At 71.9% G+C, this 15,216-nt stretch carries 11 protein-coding genes and 3 pseudogenes; 5 read left to right on the top strand and 9 right to left on the bottom strand.

All coding sequences use genetic code 11. From position 1 onward, the window contains the following. Positions 1 to 57: 57 nt before the first annotated feature. A pseudogene (locus ACFTWP_RS32830) lies at positions 58 to 162 on the top strand (hypothetical protein); the annotation flags it as partial. 187 nt (positions 163 to 349) lie between these two features. After that, positions 350 to 544, top strand: a pseudogene (locus ACFTWP_RS32825) (gfo/Idh/MocA family oxidoreductase); the annotation flags it as partial. A gap of 11 nt (positions 545 to 555) precedes the next feature. Here ACFTWP_RS32825 and ACFTWP_RS32820 read toward each other — a convergent pair. The 5 genes and pseudogenes from ACFTWP_RS32820 to ACFTWP_RS32800 all read right to left on the bottom strand — a co-directional run. Further along, on the bottom strand, positions 556 to 1,053 hold the full coding sequence (locus ACFTWP_RS32820) for a transposase (protein ID WP_380268621.1): 498 nt from the start codon (positions 1,051 to 1,053) through the stop codon (positions 556 to 558). A 131-nt stretch (positions 1,054 to 1,184) separates the two neighbouring features. Continuing rightward, on the bottom strand, positions 1,185 to 1,865 hold the full coding sequence (locus ACFTWP_RS32815; protein WP_380268615.1) for a response regulator: 681 nt from the start codon (positions 1,863 to 1,865) through the stop codon (positions 1,185 to 1,187). Next, complete coding sequence (locus ACFTWP_RS32810; protein ID WP_380268614.1) at positions 1,862 to 3,067, bottom strand: sensor histidine kinase; 1,206 nt, start codon at positions 3,065 to 3,067, stop codon at positions 1,862 to 1,864. The genes ACFTWP_RS32815 and ACFTWP_RS32810 overlap by 4 nt, the downstream gene beginning before the upstream one ends. Positions 3,068 to 3,198: 131 nt before the next feature. Beyond that, positions 3,199 to 5,469: an MMPL family transporter gene (locus tag ACFTWP_RS32805; RefSeq protein ID WP_380268613.1), complete on the bottom strand. Its 2,271-nt coding sequence runs from the start codon at positions 5,467 to 5,469 to the stop codon at positions 3,199 to 3,201. A 356-nt stretch (positions 5,470 to 5,825) separates the two neighbouring features. Continuing rightward, positions 5,826 to 5,970, bottom strand: a pseudogene (locus ACFTWP_RS32800) (IS30 family transposase); the annotation flags it as partial. A gap of 256 nt (positions 5,971 to 6,226) precedes the next feature. On the opposite strand from ACFTWP_RS32800, the gene ACFTWP_RS32795 reads away from it, so the two are divergent. Then, positions 6,227 to 7,543, top strand: a complete 1,317-nt coding sequence (locus ACFTWP_RS32795) for an NAD(P)/FAD-dependent oxidoreductase (protein ID WP_380268612.1) — start codon at positions 6,227 to 6,229, stop codon at positions 7,541 to 7,543. A gap of 84 nt (positions 7,544 to 7,627) precedes the next feature. On the opposite strand, the gene aceE is transcribed toward ACFTWP_RS32795, so the two are convergent. The 4 genes from aceE to ACFTWP_RS32775 form a co-directional block, all read right to left on the bottom strand. Then, positions 7,628 to 10,321, bottom strand: a complete 2,694-nt coding sequence (gene aceE, locus ACFTWP_RS32790) for a pyruvate dehydrogenase (acetyl-transferring), homodimeric type (protein WP_380268611.1) — start codon at positions 10,319 to 10,321, stop codon at positions 7,628 to 7,630. Positions 10,322 to 10,530: 209 nt separating this feature from the next. Next, positions 10,531 to 11,175 (bottom strand): GntR family transcriptional regulator, encoded by a 645-nt coding sequence (locus tag ACFTWP_RS32785; protein ID WP_380268610.1) that lies wholly within the window; start codon positions 11,173 to 11,175, stop codon positions 10,531 to 10,533. Positions 11,176 to 11,488: 313 nt separating this feature from the next. Beyond that, positions 11,489 to 11,632 carry a hypothetical protein gene (locus tag ACFTWP_RS32780; RefSeq protein WP_380268609.1) on the bottom strand — a complete coding sequence of 48 codons (144 nt, stop codon included), beginning with the start codon at positions 11,630 to 11,632 and terminating at the stop codon, positions 11,489 to 11,491. 80 nt (positions 11,633 to 11,712) lie between these two features. Next, entirely contained in the window at positions 11,713 to 12,570 is an 858-nt protein-coding gene (locus tag ACFTWP_RS32775; RefSeq protein WP_380268608.1) for a GntR family transcriptional regulator, read from the bottom strand. A gap of 240 nt (positions 12,571 to 12,810) precedes the next feature. On the opposite strand from ACFTWP_RS32775, the gene ACFTWP_RS32770 reads away from it, so the two are divergent. Then, positions 12,811 to 14,103, top strand: coding sequence for an extracellular solute-binding protein (locus tag ACFTWP_RS32770; RefSeq protein ID WP_380268607.1), 1,293 nt, complete (start codon positions 12,811 to 12,813; stop codon positions 14,101 to 14,103). Between the two features lie 114 nt (positions 14,104 to 14,217). Further along, positions 14,218 to 15,132, top strand: a complete 915-nt coding sequence (locus tag ACFTWP_RS32765) for a carbohydrate ABC transporter permease (RefSeq protein WP_380268606.1) — start codon at positions 14,218 to 14,220, stop codon at positions 15,130 to 15,132. Positions 15,133 to 15,216: the final 84 nt, after the last annotated feature.

Here is a 15,216-nt window from a genome sequence, read left to right as displayed (position 1 = left end):
AGCAACGCGCCGAACCCCGTCGGCGGCGGCGCGGGCGGCTCCACCTACCCGGGAGCCGTGGTGCCCTTCGGCGGGGTGCAGTTCAGCCCCGACACCCCGACCGCCTCGCCGTCCGGCTACCGCAACTCCGACACCTCGATCGAGGACTTCAGCCTCACCCACTTCGACGGGGCCGGCTGTCCCGACAACGGGGACCTGCCGCTGCCGGCGGGCGCCCGCCAGGCGGTGGTCGAGCAGCTTGTCGACGTAGACGTCGACACCGGCGTTCAGCAGCTTCTCGGTGATCGGCACGTGCTGCTCGGTGACGGCGTGCACGAAGGCGGCCCGGACACCGCTGTCGATCCGCGCGTCGAGGTCCGTGGTCGACCTGGCCGAGCAGACTGGCCGCTCGCTGATGGTCGGCTTCAACCGCCGGCACGCGCCCGGCTACGTCCAGGCCAAGGAGCGCTCGCGCGACCTGATCGTCCTGCAGAAGAACCGCGAGGGCCTGCCCGAGGCCGCCCGCACGGCGATCTTCGACGACTTCATCCAGGCCGTTCAGAGCTCGTCACATGATCACGCCGTTGGCTTGTTGAGCCTTCTCCAGCAGATGAGCGCACACGCGAGCGAGATGAGTGAGTCGTGCGGGTCGGGGCGGCGTTCCCAGCCGACGGCGAGGCGCTTGAACCGGTGGAGCAGGGCGAAGGTCTGCTCCACCACGTAGTGGAGCTTCCCCGAGCCGCGGACGTCCGGCTCTCCACGTCGGGAGATGACGGGCAGAATCCGGCGCCTGATCAGCTCTCGTCTGACGTGTCTGCTGTCGTGGCCCTTGTCGCAGAGCAGGGACTTGGACCGCTTGCGGGGTCGGCCCGGTAGGCCGGCCACGGGTGGGACGCCGTCAACCAGCGCGAGGGCCTGCGTGACATCGGGGATGTTGCCGCCGGTGGTGATGACCTTCAGCGGCGTTCCGTTGCCGTCGCAGATCAGGTGGTGCTTGCTGCCCGACCTGCCGCGATCGACCGGCGACGGGCCAACCCCGCCACCCCCCTCTTCGGCTGGTTGCCTAGGCCGCAGAGTTCAGCCGGATGCTCGGCCGGGGTTCCTGGCCGAGCATCGGGTCGCTGTCACACCTTGCCGGTCGTGCGTGTCTGCGGCTGCCCCTGGCTCCCCGGTTGCCGGCCGGCAGGTGGTCGGGTGGTGTCGTATCAGGTCTGGGGTGGTTCAGCGCGGACGAGGCCGTTCTGGTAGGCGATGACGACGAGTTGGGCGCGGTCGCGGGCGCCGAGTTTGGTCATGGCGCGTTGGATGTGGGTGCGGACGGTCAGGACGCTGAGGACGAGTTCGGCGGCGATCTCGTCGTTGGACCTGCCGAGGGCGGCGAGGGCGGTGATTTCCTGTTCGCGGGGGGTGAGGTCGCCGAGTCGTTCGGCGGGGGCCAGGGGTGGGCCGGAGGCGGGGGTGGTGAGGAAGCGGGTGATCAGGGCCCGGGTGGCGGCGGGTGAGAGGAGGGCTTCGCCGGCGGCGACGGTGCGGATCGCGTCGAGGAGGGTGTCGGTGGTGGCGTGTTTGCCGAGGAAGCCGCTGGCGCCGGCGCGCAGGGCGCGGGCGACGTACTCCTCGGTCTCGAAGGTGGTGAGGATCAGGACGCGGGTTCCGGCGAGGTCGGGGTCGTCGCAGATCGCGGTGGTGGCGGTCAGGCCGTCGGTACGGGGCATGCGGATGTCCATCAGGACGACGTCGGGCTGCAGGGCGCGGGCGAGGTCGATGGCCTCGTCTCCGTCGGCGGCTTCGCCGGCGACTTCGAGGTCGTCGCAGGAGTCGATCAGGAGGCGGAAGGTGCCGCGCAGTAGGGCCTGGTCGTCGGCGAGCAGGACGCGGATGGTCAACGGTTCTCCTGGGGACGGGCGGTGGGGGGTTGGAGGGGGAGGGTGGCGGTGACTTGGAAGCCGCCCTGGGGGTGGGGGCCGGTGGTGAGGTCGCCGCCGACGGAGTGGGCGCGTTCGCGCATGCCCATCAGGCCGTAGCCGCCGCCGGGCACGGGCGGCGGGGCGGGCGGGCCGTCGTTGGTGACGGTGATGCGCAGGCGGGAGCCGGTGTAGTCGAGGTGCAGGTCGGCGGTGTGGTTCGAGGCGTATTTGGCCGCGTTGGTCAGGGCCTCCTGCACGATGCGGTAGGCGGTGAGGTCGACGCCCGGGGACAGCGGGCGGGCGGTGCCTTCGGTGGTGGTGGTGACGGTCAGGCCCGCCGATTCGAGGGCGGCGAGGAGGTCGGGCAGGCGGCTCAGGCCGGGTGCGGGCTCCAGCGGGTCCGCGTCGGGGTCGCCGGCCTGGCGCAGGACGCCGACGGTGTTGCGCAGTTCCAGCAGCGCGGTGGAGGTGGTGTGGGCGAGGTCGGCGAGGAGTTGTCCGGCCTGCTCGGGGCGGCCGGCGGCCAGGAGGTGGGCGGCGGTGCCGGCCTGGGCGTTGGCGACGGCCATGTGGTGGGCGACCGCGTCGTGCAGTTCACGGGCAATGCGCATGCGTTCCTCGGCGACGCGCAGCCGGGCCTCCTCCTCGCGGGTGCGCTCGGCGTTCGCGGCCCGCTCCTGCATGGTGTGCAGGTAGGCGCGGCGGAAGCGGCTCATCCCGCCCAGGGACAGTGGCAGCAGCAGCCACAGGGCGGTGCCCAGGGTGCGCAGGAGGAAGTCGTTGCCGAGCGGTGCGCCTGCGAGGGAGGTGGCCAGCAGCAGGGCGGCGGTGGTGTAGCCGTAGGTGGCGGTGGTGCGGGAGTCGGTGAGTGCGGCGATCCAGTACAGGGCGGCCATGACGGGGGCCAGCAGTAGGGGGCTGGGGAGGTGGCCGAGTGCGGTGAGGACGGCGGCGCAGGCGGCAGTGACGGTGAGTGCGGTGCGGGGGTGGCGGCGTGCGGTGTAGAGGGCGGCGGTGCAGGCGAGGGCGAGGAGGCGGGCGGGCCAGGGGTTGTGCGGGGGGTGGGAGTCGCTGGTGCTGATATGGGCGCCGAGTTCCATGCAGGCGCCCAGCGTCACCGCCAGCACGGCGTCGGCCGCGCGCGGGTGGCGGCGGCCGTAGCGCTCCAGGTGGCTGGTCATGCTGCCTCTCCGGTGGGGGTGGTGCCCGGTCGCTTCCATGGTCGCCGAGCGGGGCGGGGTCGGACGGGAGGCGGGCCGCCCGGGGCGGGGGCCCGGGCGGCCCGCGGTCGGGCGGTCGGCCTGCGGCCGAATCACCGGCCCGCCTGTGCCGGTTCCCTCTCGCTGTGGTCGGGGGCGGGTGCCTGCTCCTCGGGGTGGTGGTCGAGGGCTTCGCCCTCGACGTCGACGCGCGGCAGGAGGCGGTCCAGCCACTTCGGCAGCCACCAGGCCTTGTCGCCGAGGAGGGCGAGGACGGCGGGCACGATCGTCATCCGGACGACGAAGGCGTCCAGGAGGACGGCGGTGGCCAGGCCGAACCCGATCATCTTGACCATGGAGCCGTTCTCGGTGACGAAGCCGGAGAACACCGCGATCATGATCAGTGCGGCGGCGACCACGACGCGGGCGCTGTGCCGGAACCCGGAGACCACGGCCTGCCGGGCGCTCTCGCCGCGGGTGTAGGCCTCGCGCATCCGCGAGACGAGGAAGACCTCGTAGTCCATGGCCAGGCCGAACACGATGCCCACCAGGAAGATCGGCATCAGGCTCATGATCGGGCCGGTCTGCTGGACGCCGAACAGGGACGCGAGGTGGCCCTGCTGGAAGACCAGCACCACCGTGCCCAGCGCGGCGAGCACCGAGAGCAGGAAGCCGAGCGCGGCCTTCAAGGGCACGGCGACGGAACGGAAGACGACCAGCAGCAGCACGATCGCCAGGCCGACGACCACGATGAGGTAGGGGACCAGGGCGGACTGGACCTTGGCGGCGACGTCGATGTTGAGGGCGGTGGTGCCGGTGACCTCGAAGGTCGCGGAGGTGTCGGTTTCGAGGGCGGGGCGTTCGGCGCGGATGCTGGTGACCAGGGTCTTGGTCTTCGCGTCGGTGGGGCTGGTGGTGGGGGTGGCCCGGAACACGGCGGTGTCGCCGGCCTGGTTGAGGTTCGCCGGTGAGACGGACACGACCCCGGGGGTGTGGGCGATCTTCTCGCTGATCGCGTTCACCGCGGCCTCGGGGTCGGGGGCGCCCTTGGCGTCGACGACGACGGTCAGCGGCCCGTTGAAGCCGGGGCCGAAGCCCTCGGCGAGCGCGTCGTAGGCGCGGCGCTGGGTGGTGGAGGTGGACTTGGCCTCGTCGCCGGGCATACCCAGCTGCAGGCTCGCGGCCGGGACGGCGAGGGCGCCCAGGCCCAGGACGCCGAGGATCAGGACGGGCAGCGGGCGGCGCAGCACGAACCGGGCCCAGCGGGTTCCCAGGTTGCCCCGGCCCGCCTCCGGCGCCTCGCCGTCCGCCGGGACGGTGGGGATGGTGGCGGCCTGGGTGTGCCGGCCGTGCTTGAGGGCCTTGCGGGCGCTGCGGGAGAGGACGGCGTCGGGCCAGAAGGCCAGGCACGCCGGGACGAGGGTCAGCGCGGCCAGTACGGCGATCGCGACCGCGCCCGCGGCGGCCAGGCCCATCTGCGTGAGCATCGGGATTCCGACGACCGACAGGCCCGCCAGGGCGATGACCACGGTCAGGCCGGCGAAGACCACCGAGGAGCCGGCGGTGCCCACCGCCCGGCCCGTGGATTCCTTCGGGGAGCGGCCCCGGGTGCGTTCCTCGCGGTAGCGGGAGACGACGAACAGGGCGTAGTCGATGCCGACCGCCAGGCCCAGCATCATGCCCAGGGTGCTGGTGTCCGAGGACAGGCCCAGCGGGTTGGCGAGCAGCATGATCGCGAACAGGCTCACGGCGACGCCGACGATGGCGGTCAGCAGCGGCAGCCCGGCGGCGGCCAGCGAGCCGAAGGTGATCAGCAGCACGACGGCCGCCACCGATATGCCGATGATCTCCGCCACGCCGCTCAGGCCCTCGTGGGCCTCCATCGCGGAGCCGCCCGTCTCCACGGTCAGGCCGGCCGCGCGTGCCTGGCCGGCGGCCTGGTTCACCGCAGTGCGGCTGGCGTCGGTGACGTCGTCGGAGGACACCGTGTAGGTGACGGTGGCGTACGCGGTGGAGCCGTCCTTGCTGACCGCGTCCGACTCGAACGGGTCCGCGACCGAGGCCACCTGCGCGCCGGTGGACAGGGACTTCACCGCCTCCTCGACGGCCGCCCGGTTGTCCGTCGCGGTCACCTTCTGCCCGTTCGGGGCGACGAAGACGACCGTCGCGCCGGCGCCGTCGGCGCTCGTCCCGGGGAAGCGTTCCTGCATCAGGTCGTACGCCTGCTGGGACTCGATGCCCGGCATCGAGGAGTCCCCCTTGGAGGCTCCCGGCGCGGTCAGTCCGCCCACGCCGACCGCGGCCAGCACCGCTACCCACAACAGGACCACCAGGCCCCGGCGCCGAGCCGCCCAGTGGCCCAGTCGATAGAGAAAAGCTGCCACGTCAGGGGCCTTCCGTATCCGTCTTCCGATATCCACTCCAGACTCGCCCGCAGGAGCCCGCCCGGTCGTCCCCCAGCTACAGGCACTCCCGACTACCGCAACCGCAGTACCGACTACCGCGACAGCAGTACCCGACCAGCCCGCCCACGACCCGACCGCCCCGGCCACCGCCCCGCCTCCGCAGGCCTCGCCGGTGGACCGGCGTCCCGGTGGCCACGGTGAACTGCTTGTGGCGGGCCATCTCGGCTCCCTGATCCCAGGTCAGGGAGCCGCGCAGGTGTGGTGGGAGGGACCGGGCAGCGCGGACGAGCCCGTCGCGGAACGGTTGCGGCGTCGCGGGAACCGTCGGGCAGGTGGACCAGCCAGCATGGTGCAGCGGATGGTTCGCTCGACCAAGGTCGCGATGGCTGACCGACCGTGCGCGCCGATGATCAAGTCGCCTTCCCGGTGCCCCGGCACCGCCCTGTCCTCAACCGCGGCGGGACGGCTGCTGATCATCACCATCGGATCGTCATCGTCACGGCCGTGACCACGGAACTTGGTCGCTGGTGTCCTGGCATCACCATCGGCCGTGGCGGCCGCGGCTCGAACTCGCACTGTTCCAGCACCGTCCGTTCCCCTGGCGCGGATCCGGCGCCGGGAAGTGCCGGGAGCGCCCCGGTGAAGGACGCGCTACCCGAGCCCGATTCGAGGTGCAGACCGGCGAGGGCGCTGCCAGCATGAGTTGCAGCCCACTTCCCAGGTCCGGAGTGTGTCCATGCCCCGCCCGCGGATTCTCGTCATCGGTGCCGGCTTTGCCGGTGTGGAGTGCCTGCACCGTCTGGAGCGACTGCTCAAGCCCGAGGAGGCCGAGCTCACACTGGTCTCGCCACACGACTACCAGCTGTACCTGCCGCTGCTGCCGCATGTCGCGGCTGGCGTCGTGACCCCGCAGTCGGTTGCGGTTTCGCTGCGGCGGCGCCTGCGCCGCACCCGCTACGTACCGGGCATGGCCCTGGGGGTCGACACCCGGCGACGGCGGGTTGCGGTGCGCACTGTCGAGGGTGCGGAGTGGGAGTTGGGCTACGACCGGCTGGTGCTGGCGGCCGGGAGCACCACCAGGCTGTTCGACATTCCCGGTGTCACCGAGCACGCGCTGGGCATGAAGACCCTGGCCCAGGCCGCCTACCTGCGCGACCACGTGATCGGGCAGTTGGACGCGGCCGCGGCCGCCGCCGACCCTGAGACACAGGCCGAGCGTCTGTGCTTCGTGGTGGTGGGCGGCGGCTACGCGGGCACCGAGACGGCCGCCTGCCTGCAACTGCTGACCCAGGCGGCGGTGCGGCGCTTCCCGCACGTGGACCCGTCGATGCTGAGATGGCACCTGGTGGACATCGCACCGCGGCTGCTGCCGGAGATCGGCGAGCGTCTCGGTGCGGCGGCGATGAAGGTTCTCGGCGGGCGCGGTATCGAGATCAGCCTGAACACCAGCGTGACCCGGGTGACGCCGACCTCGGTGGAACTCACCGACGGACGGACGCTGCGTACCCGCACCCTGGTGTGGACGGCCGGGGTGGCGGCCAGTGCGCTGGTGCACACGGTCGACGCGGACCTGGTGCGCGGGCGGCTGGCGACCACCCCCGAGATGACGGTTCCGGGTGTGGACGGTGTGTTCGCGGTGGGGGACGCCGCCGCCGTTCCGGACCTGGCCATGGGCGAGGGCGGTATCACCGCGCCCACGGCCCAGCACTCGCAGCGCCAGGGGAAGGCGGTGGCCCGTAACGTGGTCGCGGACCTGCGGGGCACGTCGATGGAGCCGTACTTCCACCGGGACCTGGGGCTGGTGGTGGACCTGGGGGGCGGCTACGCGGTCTCGCGGCCGATCGGTGTGGGGCTGTCCGGTCTGCCGGGGCAGGCGGTTGCGCGCGGCTACCACCTGCTGGCGTTGCCGACCGTCACGGCGCGGACCCGGGTGCTGGTCAACTGGGCGTTGAACGCTGCTACCGGCGCCGACTTCGTGAGCACCGGCTTCCAGAACGGCCGTCCGGCCACGTTGCCCGACTTCGAGCACACCGACGTCTACCGCACTGGGTGACGCGGCCGGCAGATCGCGGTCCCGCGCGCGCCGTGCGGCGCCCGGGGTCGGGCGGTGCACGGCGCACGCGGGCAGGACGGGTGCTCAGCGACCGTAGCGGTGGCGCGCCTCGGCAACGGTCGTGGCCTTCACGGCGCCCTGACGGGCGAGGGCGGCCAGGGCGGCGACCACTACCGACTCGGGGTCGACGCCGAAGTGGCGGCGGACGTCCTCGCGGGTGCCGGAGAGGCCGAAGCCGTCGGTGCCGATGGAGTTCCAGTCCTGCGGTACCCACTGGGCGATCTGGTCGGGTACGGCACGCATCCAGTCGCTGACCGCCAGCACCGGGCCCGGCGCGCCCGCCAGGGCGCGAGTGACGTACGGGGTGCGCTCCTGGCCCCGTAGCAGTGCCTCGTCGCAGGACAGGGCCTCGCGCCGGAGCTCGTTCCAGGAGGTGGCGGACCACACGTCGGCGGCCACGCCCCAGTCCCGGGCGAGCAGGCGTTGCGCGTCCAGGGCCCAGTGGAGTGCGGTGCCGGAGGCGAGCAGCTGCAGCCGGGGTGTGCCGCCTGCGGGGCTCGTGTCCTGGGCGGGTCCGGCCTCCTGGTAGAGGTACAGGCCCTTGATGATGCCCTCCTCGATCCCGGGGCGCTGCGGCATGGGCGGCTGGATCTTGCTCTCGTTGTAGACCGTCAGGTAGTAGAAGACGTCCTCGGGGTTGGGCCCGTACATGCGGCGCAGGCCCTCGCGGACGATCACGGCCAGCTCGTAGGCGAAGGCCGGGTCGTAGGAGCGGGCGGCGGGGTTGGTCGAGGCGATCAGGTGGGAGTGGCCGTCGGCGTGTTGCAGGCCCTCCCCGGTCATGGTGGTGCGTCCGGCAGTGGCGCCGACGAGGAAGCCGCGACCGAGCTGGTCGGCGAGGGCCCACATCTGGTCGGCGGTGCGCTGCCAGCCGAACATCGAGTAGAAGATGTAGAACGGGATCATCGGTACGCCGTGCGTGGCGTACGCGGTGGCGGCGGCGGTGAAGGCGGCCATGGATCCGGCCTCGGTGATGCCTTCGTTGAGTATCTGGCCGTCGCGGGCCTCGGTGTAGCTGAGCAGCTGGTCGTGGTCGACGGGGTCGTAGGTCTGGCCGAGCGGGGAGTAGATCCCGTGCTTGGGGAAGAGCGACTCCATGCCGAAGGTCCGGGCCTCGTCGGGAACGATCGGCACCCAGCGGGTACCGGTGTCCTTGTCGCGCATGAGGTCCTTGACCAGGCGGACGAAGGCCATGGTGGTGGCGATCTCCTGACTGCGGGAGCCCTTGGCCACGGCGTCGAAGGGCGCGGCGGCCGGCTCGGGCAGTGCCGGTGCGGGGTGCAGGCGGCGGGCGGGGGCGGGGCCGCCGAGCGCGGCGCGGCGCTCCTGGAGGTAGCGCACCTCGGGTGAGTCGGCGCCGGGGTGGGCGTAGGGGACCTGGTCGCCGTCGAGGGCGCCGTCGGGGATCGGGAGGTCCAGCAGGTCGCGCATGGCGCGGAACTCGGCGGTGGAAAGCTTCTTCATCTGGTGGTTGGCGTTGCGCGAGGCGAAGCCGTCCCCCAGGGTGTGGCCCTTGACGGTCTGGGCGAGGACCACGGTCGGGCCGCCGCGGTGCGCCAGGGCGGCGTGGTAGGCGGCGTACACCTTGCGCGGTTCGTGGCCGGCCCGTGAGGTGCGGAAGCAGTCGAGGACGGTCGCGTCGTCCAACTGCGCGGCTATGCGCGCCAGTTCGGGGTCGCCGCCGAAGAAGTGGCCGCGGATGTAGGCGGCGTCGCGGGTCGCGTAGGTCTGTACCTGGGCGTCGGGCACCTCCCGCAGGCGCTGGGCGAGGGCTCCGGTGGTGTCGAGGGCGAACAGGGTGTCCCATGTGTCGCCCCACAGGGCCTTGACCACGTTCCAGCCGGCGGCGCGGAACTGGGCCTCCAGCTCCTGCACGATCTTGAAGTTGGAGCGGACGGGGCCGTCGAGGCGTTGCAGGTTGCAGTTCACGACGAAGGTCAGGTTGTCCAGGCCGTCGCGGCCGGCGAGGGCGAGGGCGGCGGTGGACTCGGGCTCGTCCATCTCGCCGTCCCCGAGGAACGCCCAGACGTGGGAGGCGGAGGTGTCCTTGATGCCGCGGTGGTGCAGGTAGCGGTTGAAGCGGGCCTGGTGGATGGCGGAGAGCGGGCCCAGGCCCATCGAGACGGTCGGGAATTCCCACAGCCAGGGCAGGCGGCGCGGGTGCGGGTAGGAGGGCAGACCGCCGGGCCCGGTCTCCTGGCGGAACCGGTCGAGGTCGGCCTCGGTCAGGCGGCCGTCGAGGAACGCCCGGGCGTAGATGCCGGGCGTGGCGTGGCCCTGGATGTAGAGCTGGTCGCCGGAGCCGTCGGCCTTGCCGCGGAAGAAGTACTGGAAGCCGGTCTCGTAGAGCCAGGCGGCGGAGGCATAGGTGGAGATGTGGCCGCCGAGGCCGTGGCGGCTGCCGCGCGTGACCATGGCGGCGGCGTTCCAGCGGTTCCAGGCGGTGATGCGCCGGTCGAGGTCCTCGTCGCCGGGGAGCGGGGGCTCCGCGGCGGTGGGGATGGTGTTGACGTGGTCGGTCTCAAGCAGTCGCGGTGCAGGCAGGCCTGTCCGTTCGGCGTGCTCCATGGTCCGCCGCAGGAGGTAGGCGGCGCGGCGCGGGCCGGCCGCGGCGGCCACCGCGTCGAGGGAGGCCGCCCATTCGGCGGTCTCCTCCGGGTCCCGGTCGGGCAACTGGTCGAGGGGGCTGGGGACGGTGACGGGCGGCAGGTCGGACATGGCAGTGCCTCTCGGACGGGCTGTGCGGGCGGGTGCCCGGTCGGAGCGGCTCCACGGGGCCGGTCGGCGGCGGGACACGGGGTCCACCGACGCACTGTGAGGCGGTCCGGAGCAGCTTGCTGTCACCCTAACTCTGATCGATGATCGATCAAATGAGCGCGGAGAAATCGGCACTCAGTGCCACCTCGCCGCCGCCTCAGCCGTGCCGGTCAGGCACGCGGTGCACAGTCGAGCACGTGGTCCCTGACCAGTTCACCCACCCGCGGATCACCCTGCCGGAGGGCTTCCAGGACCGTCTCGTGCTCCTCGGCGTACGAGGGCTGGCGGGCGCCCAGCCAGCGGATCGACAGCGCTGCCCACACCTCGATGCCCAGCGACTCCCAGGTGTGCAGCAGCACGCTGTTGCCCGAGGCCCGCACCAGTTCGCGGTGGAAGGCCACGGTGTGCCGCACCTGCGCTCGTACGTCGCCGCTGCGGTCGGCCGCGAGGAGCGCCGCCACCTCGGACTCCAGGGCCGCCACGAGCGCCACGCCGGCCGCGGGGTCCGCCGTCGCGCGCCGGGCGGCCGTTTCGGCGGCCAACTGCTCAAGCGCGGCCCGCACCGGGTAGATCTCCTCCAGGTCCGCAGCAGTGAGCACCCGCACTCGCACGCCCTTGTTGGGCGAGGACTCGATGAGCCGCAGCATCTCCAACTCGCGCAGCGCCTCACGTACCGGGGCCTGGCTGACATCCAGTTCCGCGGCGATGCCGCGCTCGACGATCCGCTCGCCCGGCTTCCACCGACCGCTGAGGATGCCCTCGACGATGTGTCCGCGGATCTGTTCCCGGAGGGAGGGAACGACCGGAAGGGACATGTGCACTCCTGCTGTTCGCCTCGGCCTCGGCCGCAGCCGTACGGCGCCCACCCGGGACAGGGCGGACTGCCACACGATACGGGCTGGCCCGGCTTCCCGCGTCCTGCCTCCGAGCGGCCTCCACCGGACCGGGGCCCGGCCTCATTCCTGCGCCGCCGGCGCCCGGGACGCGGCCTCGGGCCCGTCTCCTCCGATGGTAGGGCGGAGCAACCTTCGGCACGGCCGCCACGACCTGCGAGCATGGCGTAGTTGGCGGGTGATCTCGCCGCCGGCGCTGATCCGAGCGCCGCTTCGGCCTGCCGGCGCCCTCCGGTCAGGGGGCGGCGAAGCGCAGGACCGCGGCGACGCCGTCGCCGGCGGTGCCGGCCGGTTTCGGCTCGTGAACTGCGGTGGTGGCGCGGAGCGTCTGGACCTCCTGACGCTCGCCGTGCCTCGTCGAGGGGTGAGCCGGCGTCACGGTCGGGCGGTGGACGCGGCTGTTCGGGCGAGGTGATCAGGTCCGTCGTGCCGGATCGGTCGTGATGGTCGGAAGACGGCTCACAGGAGCGGCTGGATATCCCCCCGGGTGAAGGTCCGGCCGGCGCCGCGGGCGGTCGGGCCGCCGGACCGGATGCCGAAGTGGTGCCGAGGGCCGTCCGCGGGGGAGGGGTCGGAGGCCGGGTCGGGCTCGGCGAGGGACATCCTGGAGACGATCCGGTAGCGGTCGCCGCGATAGACGGAGTTCAGGTACTCCACGGGTCGGCCGGTACGGTCGGTGGTCAGCCGCTCGAAGCGCAGGGCGGGTGAGAGCAGCGGCACGCCGAGCAGCTTGGCCTCCCGGTGGCTGACCACGGTCGGTTCGATCGCCTGGACCGCCTCGTGCACCTTGACGCCGTGCGCGGTGCCGAGCAACTGGTAGAAGTCGCCTCTCTCCATGTCCGTCGGGGCCAGACCTGGGACGAGCTCGGCGGGGACGTGCACGTGCTCGACGGCCAGGGGCTCGCCGTCGACCAGGCACAGCCGGGCGACGCGGACGATGTGGGCGGCCGGGGTGAGGCGCAGTTTGCGGCCGATGCCGGCGCCGGCCGGGAGGGTGGTGAACTCCAGGACGCGGCTGGCCCAGGCGCCGGAGGACCTCGGGAGGCTGAAGCCCGGCCCGCCGCCGGCCGGTGCCAGCTCCTGGGTGATCTTGGCGGGGGCGAGGAACATGCCTCGGCCGTGCTCGCGGACCAGGAGTCCGGCCGCCACCAGCTCGTCGACGGCGGCCCGCAGGGTGGGGCGGGAGACGCCGAACCTCTCGCAGAGCGTCCGCTCGGACGGGATGCCGTCGCCGGGCATGCCGGCGTCCACCAGTTCCCGAAGGCACTCGCGGACCCTCGTCCGCTTCGCCCTCGCCTGGGGGGTCCCCTCGACCATCACCGCACCCTTCCTCCGCTCGACCTAATCAGACCAGTTCCTGGACTTTACCAGTTGGTTTACGCCCCGCAGTGGCCGGCGACTGCGCTGAGTTCGCCGCAAGTTCGCTGGTCACGAGGAAGATACGGGCGTGGAAGAGGTCTTGACCACTCTCCCCCAACTATGCCACCTTCTCCTCACGGCTTACCAGTTGCCCGACTGGAAAGCTATCCAGTCCTCCCCCATCAAGGTGGCACTACCGTGAGAACCCCCGCGCGTCCGCGCCTGCTCCCCATCGCCGCCGCCCTGGCCCTCGCCCTGACCGGCGCGGCGCTGGCCGGCTGCTCCTCCACCTCGTCCGGCTCGTCCAGCCAGGCGGCCGACAAGCCTGCCAAGCTGACGGTGTGGATCATGAAGGACAGCCTCACCGACGGCTACCTGCAGCGGTTCAAGGCCGACTACGAGGCCAGCCACGCGGGCACCACGCTGGACATCCAGATCCAGGAGTGGGACGGCATCGGCCAGAAGGTGACCAGCGCGCTGGCCAGCAAGGACGCCCCGGACGTCATCGAGGTCGGCAACACCCAGGTCGCCCAGTACGCCGCCAGCGGCGGCGTCCACGACCTCAGCGACAAGACTGCCGAGCTCAACGGCAAGGACTGGATCCCCGGCCTCGCCGAGCCCGGCAAGATCGACGGCAAGCAGTACGGCATCCCGTGGTACGCCGCCAACCGCGTGGTCATCTACAACAAGGACCTGTTCGCGCAGGCCGGCATCACCACCCCGCCGAAGACCCGCGACGAGTGGATCGCCGCCACCCAGAAGCTCAACACCGGCGGCAACGACGGCATCTACCTGGCCGGTCAGACCTGGTACGCGCTGGCCGGGTTCGTCTGGGACGAGGGCGGCGACCTCGCGGTCAAGGGCTCCGACGGCAAGTGGAAGGGCGCGCTGGACTCCCCGCAGGCGCAGGCCGCGATCGGCTTCTACCAGAAGCTGCAGGCGCTCGGTAAGGGTCCGAAGGACGCGGACGAGGCCAAGCCGCCGCAGGCCGAGGTGTTCGCCCAGGGCCACACCGCCCAGCTGATCTCCACCCCCGGTGGGGCCAACGCGATCCTCAAGGCCAACCCCGCGCTCAAGGACAAGCTCGGCTTCTTCCCGATCCCCGGCAAGAGCGCCGACAAGCCCGGCGCGGTCTTCACCGGCGGCTCGGACCTGGTGATCCCCGAGTCCTCCCAGCACCAGGCCGCCGCCTACGAGGTGGTCAAGGCGCTGGCGGGCGACAAGTGGCAGACCGAGATGGCCAAGGAGATGAGCTACGTCCCCAACCGCACCTCGCTCGCGAGTGCGCTGGCCGGCAACGACGGCGCGGTGGCGATGGCGGCCGGTGCGGTCAACGGCCACGCCACCCCCAACTCGCCGAACTGGGCAGCCGTCGAGGCCAGCAACCCGATCAAGCAGTACATGACCCAGGTGCTCACCGGCACCGACCCGGCCACGGCCGGCAAGACCACCTCCGATGCCATCACCAAGGCCCTCAACAGCACGTCCTGACAGGACACATGCCCCAGGAATCCACCGGCGCCGACCCGGCCACCGCCGGCGAGACCGCCACCGGGGCCACGATAAAAGGCCTCAACAGCACGCCCTGACAGGAGAGTTATCGCCGTGTCCACCGCTCCGCCCCCCGCCCGTACCAGGGTCTGGCCGTATCTGCTGGTCGCCCCGACCGTGGTGGGCGCGGCGTACCTCCTGGTCTATCCGCTGCTGCGGAACCTGCTGATCTCCGTCCAGCACTTCCGGATGGCCGAACTCATCCGTGGCGGAGCCCCGTTCGTCGGCCTCGACAACTACACCGCGTTGCTGACCGATCCGGAGTTCTGGGCCGTGGTCCGCCGCACCTTGGGCTGGACCCTGCTCAACACCGCGCTGATCACCGGACTCGGCACCGTGGTCGCCCTGTTGCTGGTCCGGTTTGGCCGGCGGATGCGCCTCGCCGTGATGAGCGCCCTGGTGCTCACCTGGGCCACCCCCGTGATCGCCGCCACCACCGTCTTCCAGTGGCTGTTCCAGTCCCGCTTCGGAGTGGTCAACTGGGCACTTGACCAGTTGGGGCTGCACCAGTTCCACGACTACGCCTGGTTCGCCCACGGGAACGCCACCTACGCCATCCTGGTGGCGCTGATCGTCTGGCAGTCCGTCCCGTTCGCCGCCCTCACCCTTTACGGCGGGCTCACCACCATCCCCGGGGAGCTCTACGAGTCCGCCCGCCTCGACGGCGCCGGCCCCTGGCAGACCTTCCGCCTGGTCACCTTCCCGATGCTGCGCCCGCTGTTCGCCCTCGTCACCTCGCTGGAGGTGATCTGGACCTTCAAGTGCTTCGCGCAGATCTGGGTGGTCAGCCAGGGCGGCCCGAATGGCGCCACCACCACCCTGCCGGTCTACGCGTTCCAGATCGCGCAGTCCCTGCACAAGTACGACCTCGGCTCGGCCGCTTCCATGCTGACCGTGCTGATCCTGCTCGCCGCGCTGGTCGCCACGCTGCGCCGGATGTACCGCCAGGAAGGCGAGGAGACCCCGTGACCGCCACCGCCCTGCGCAGACTGCGCCGCGCCCCGCTGAACCTCGCCGGGCTCGCCATCCTCGTCACCTCGGCCTTCCCGGTCT

The sequence above is a fragment of the Kitasatospora sp. NPDC057015 genome (assembly GCF_042673745.1).
Taxonomy (GTDB): Bacteria; Actinomycetota; Actinomycetes; order Streptomycetales; family Streptomycetaceae; genus Kitasatospora.
This window is presented reverse-complemented; position numbering and strand designations above follow the sequence as displayed.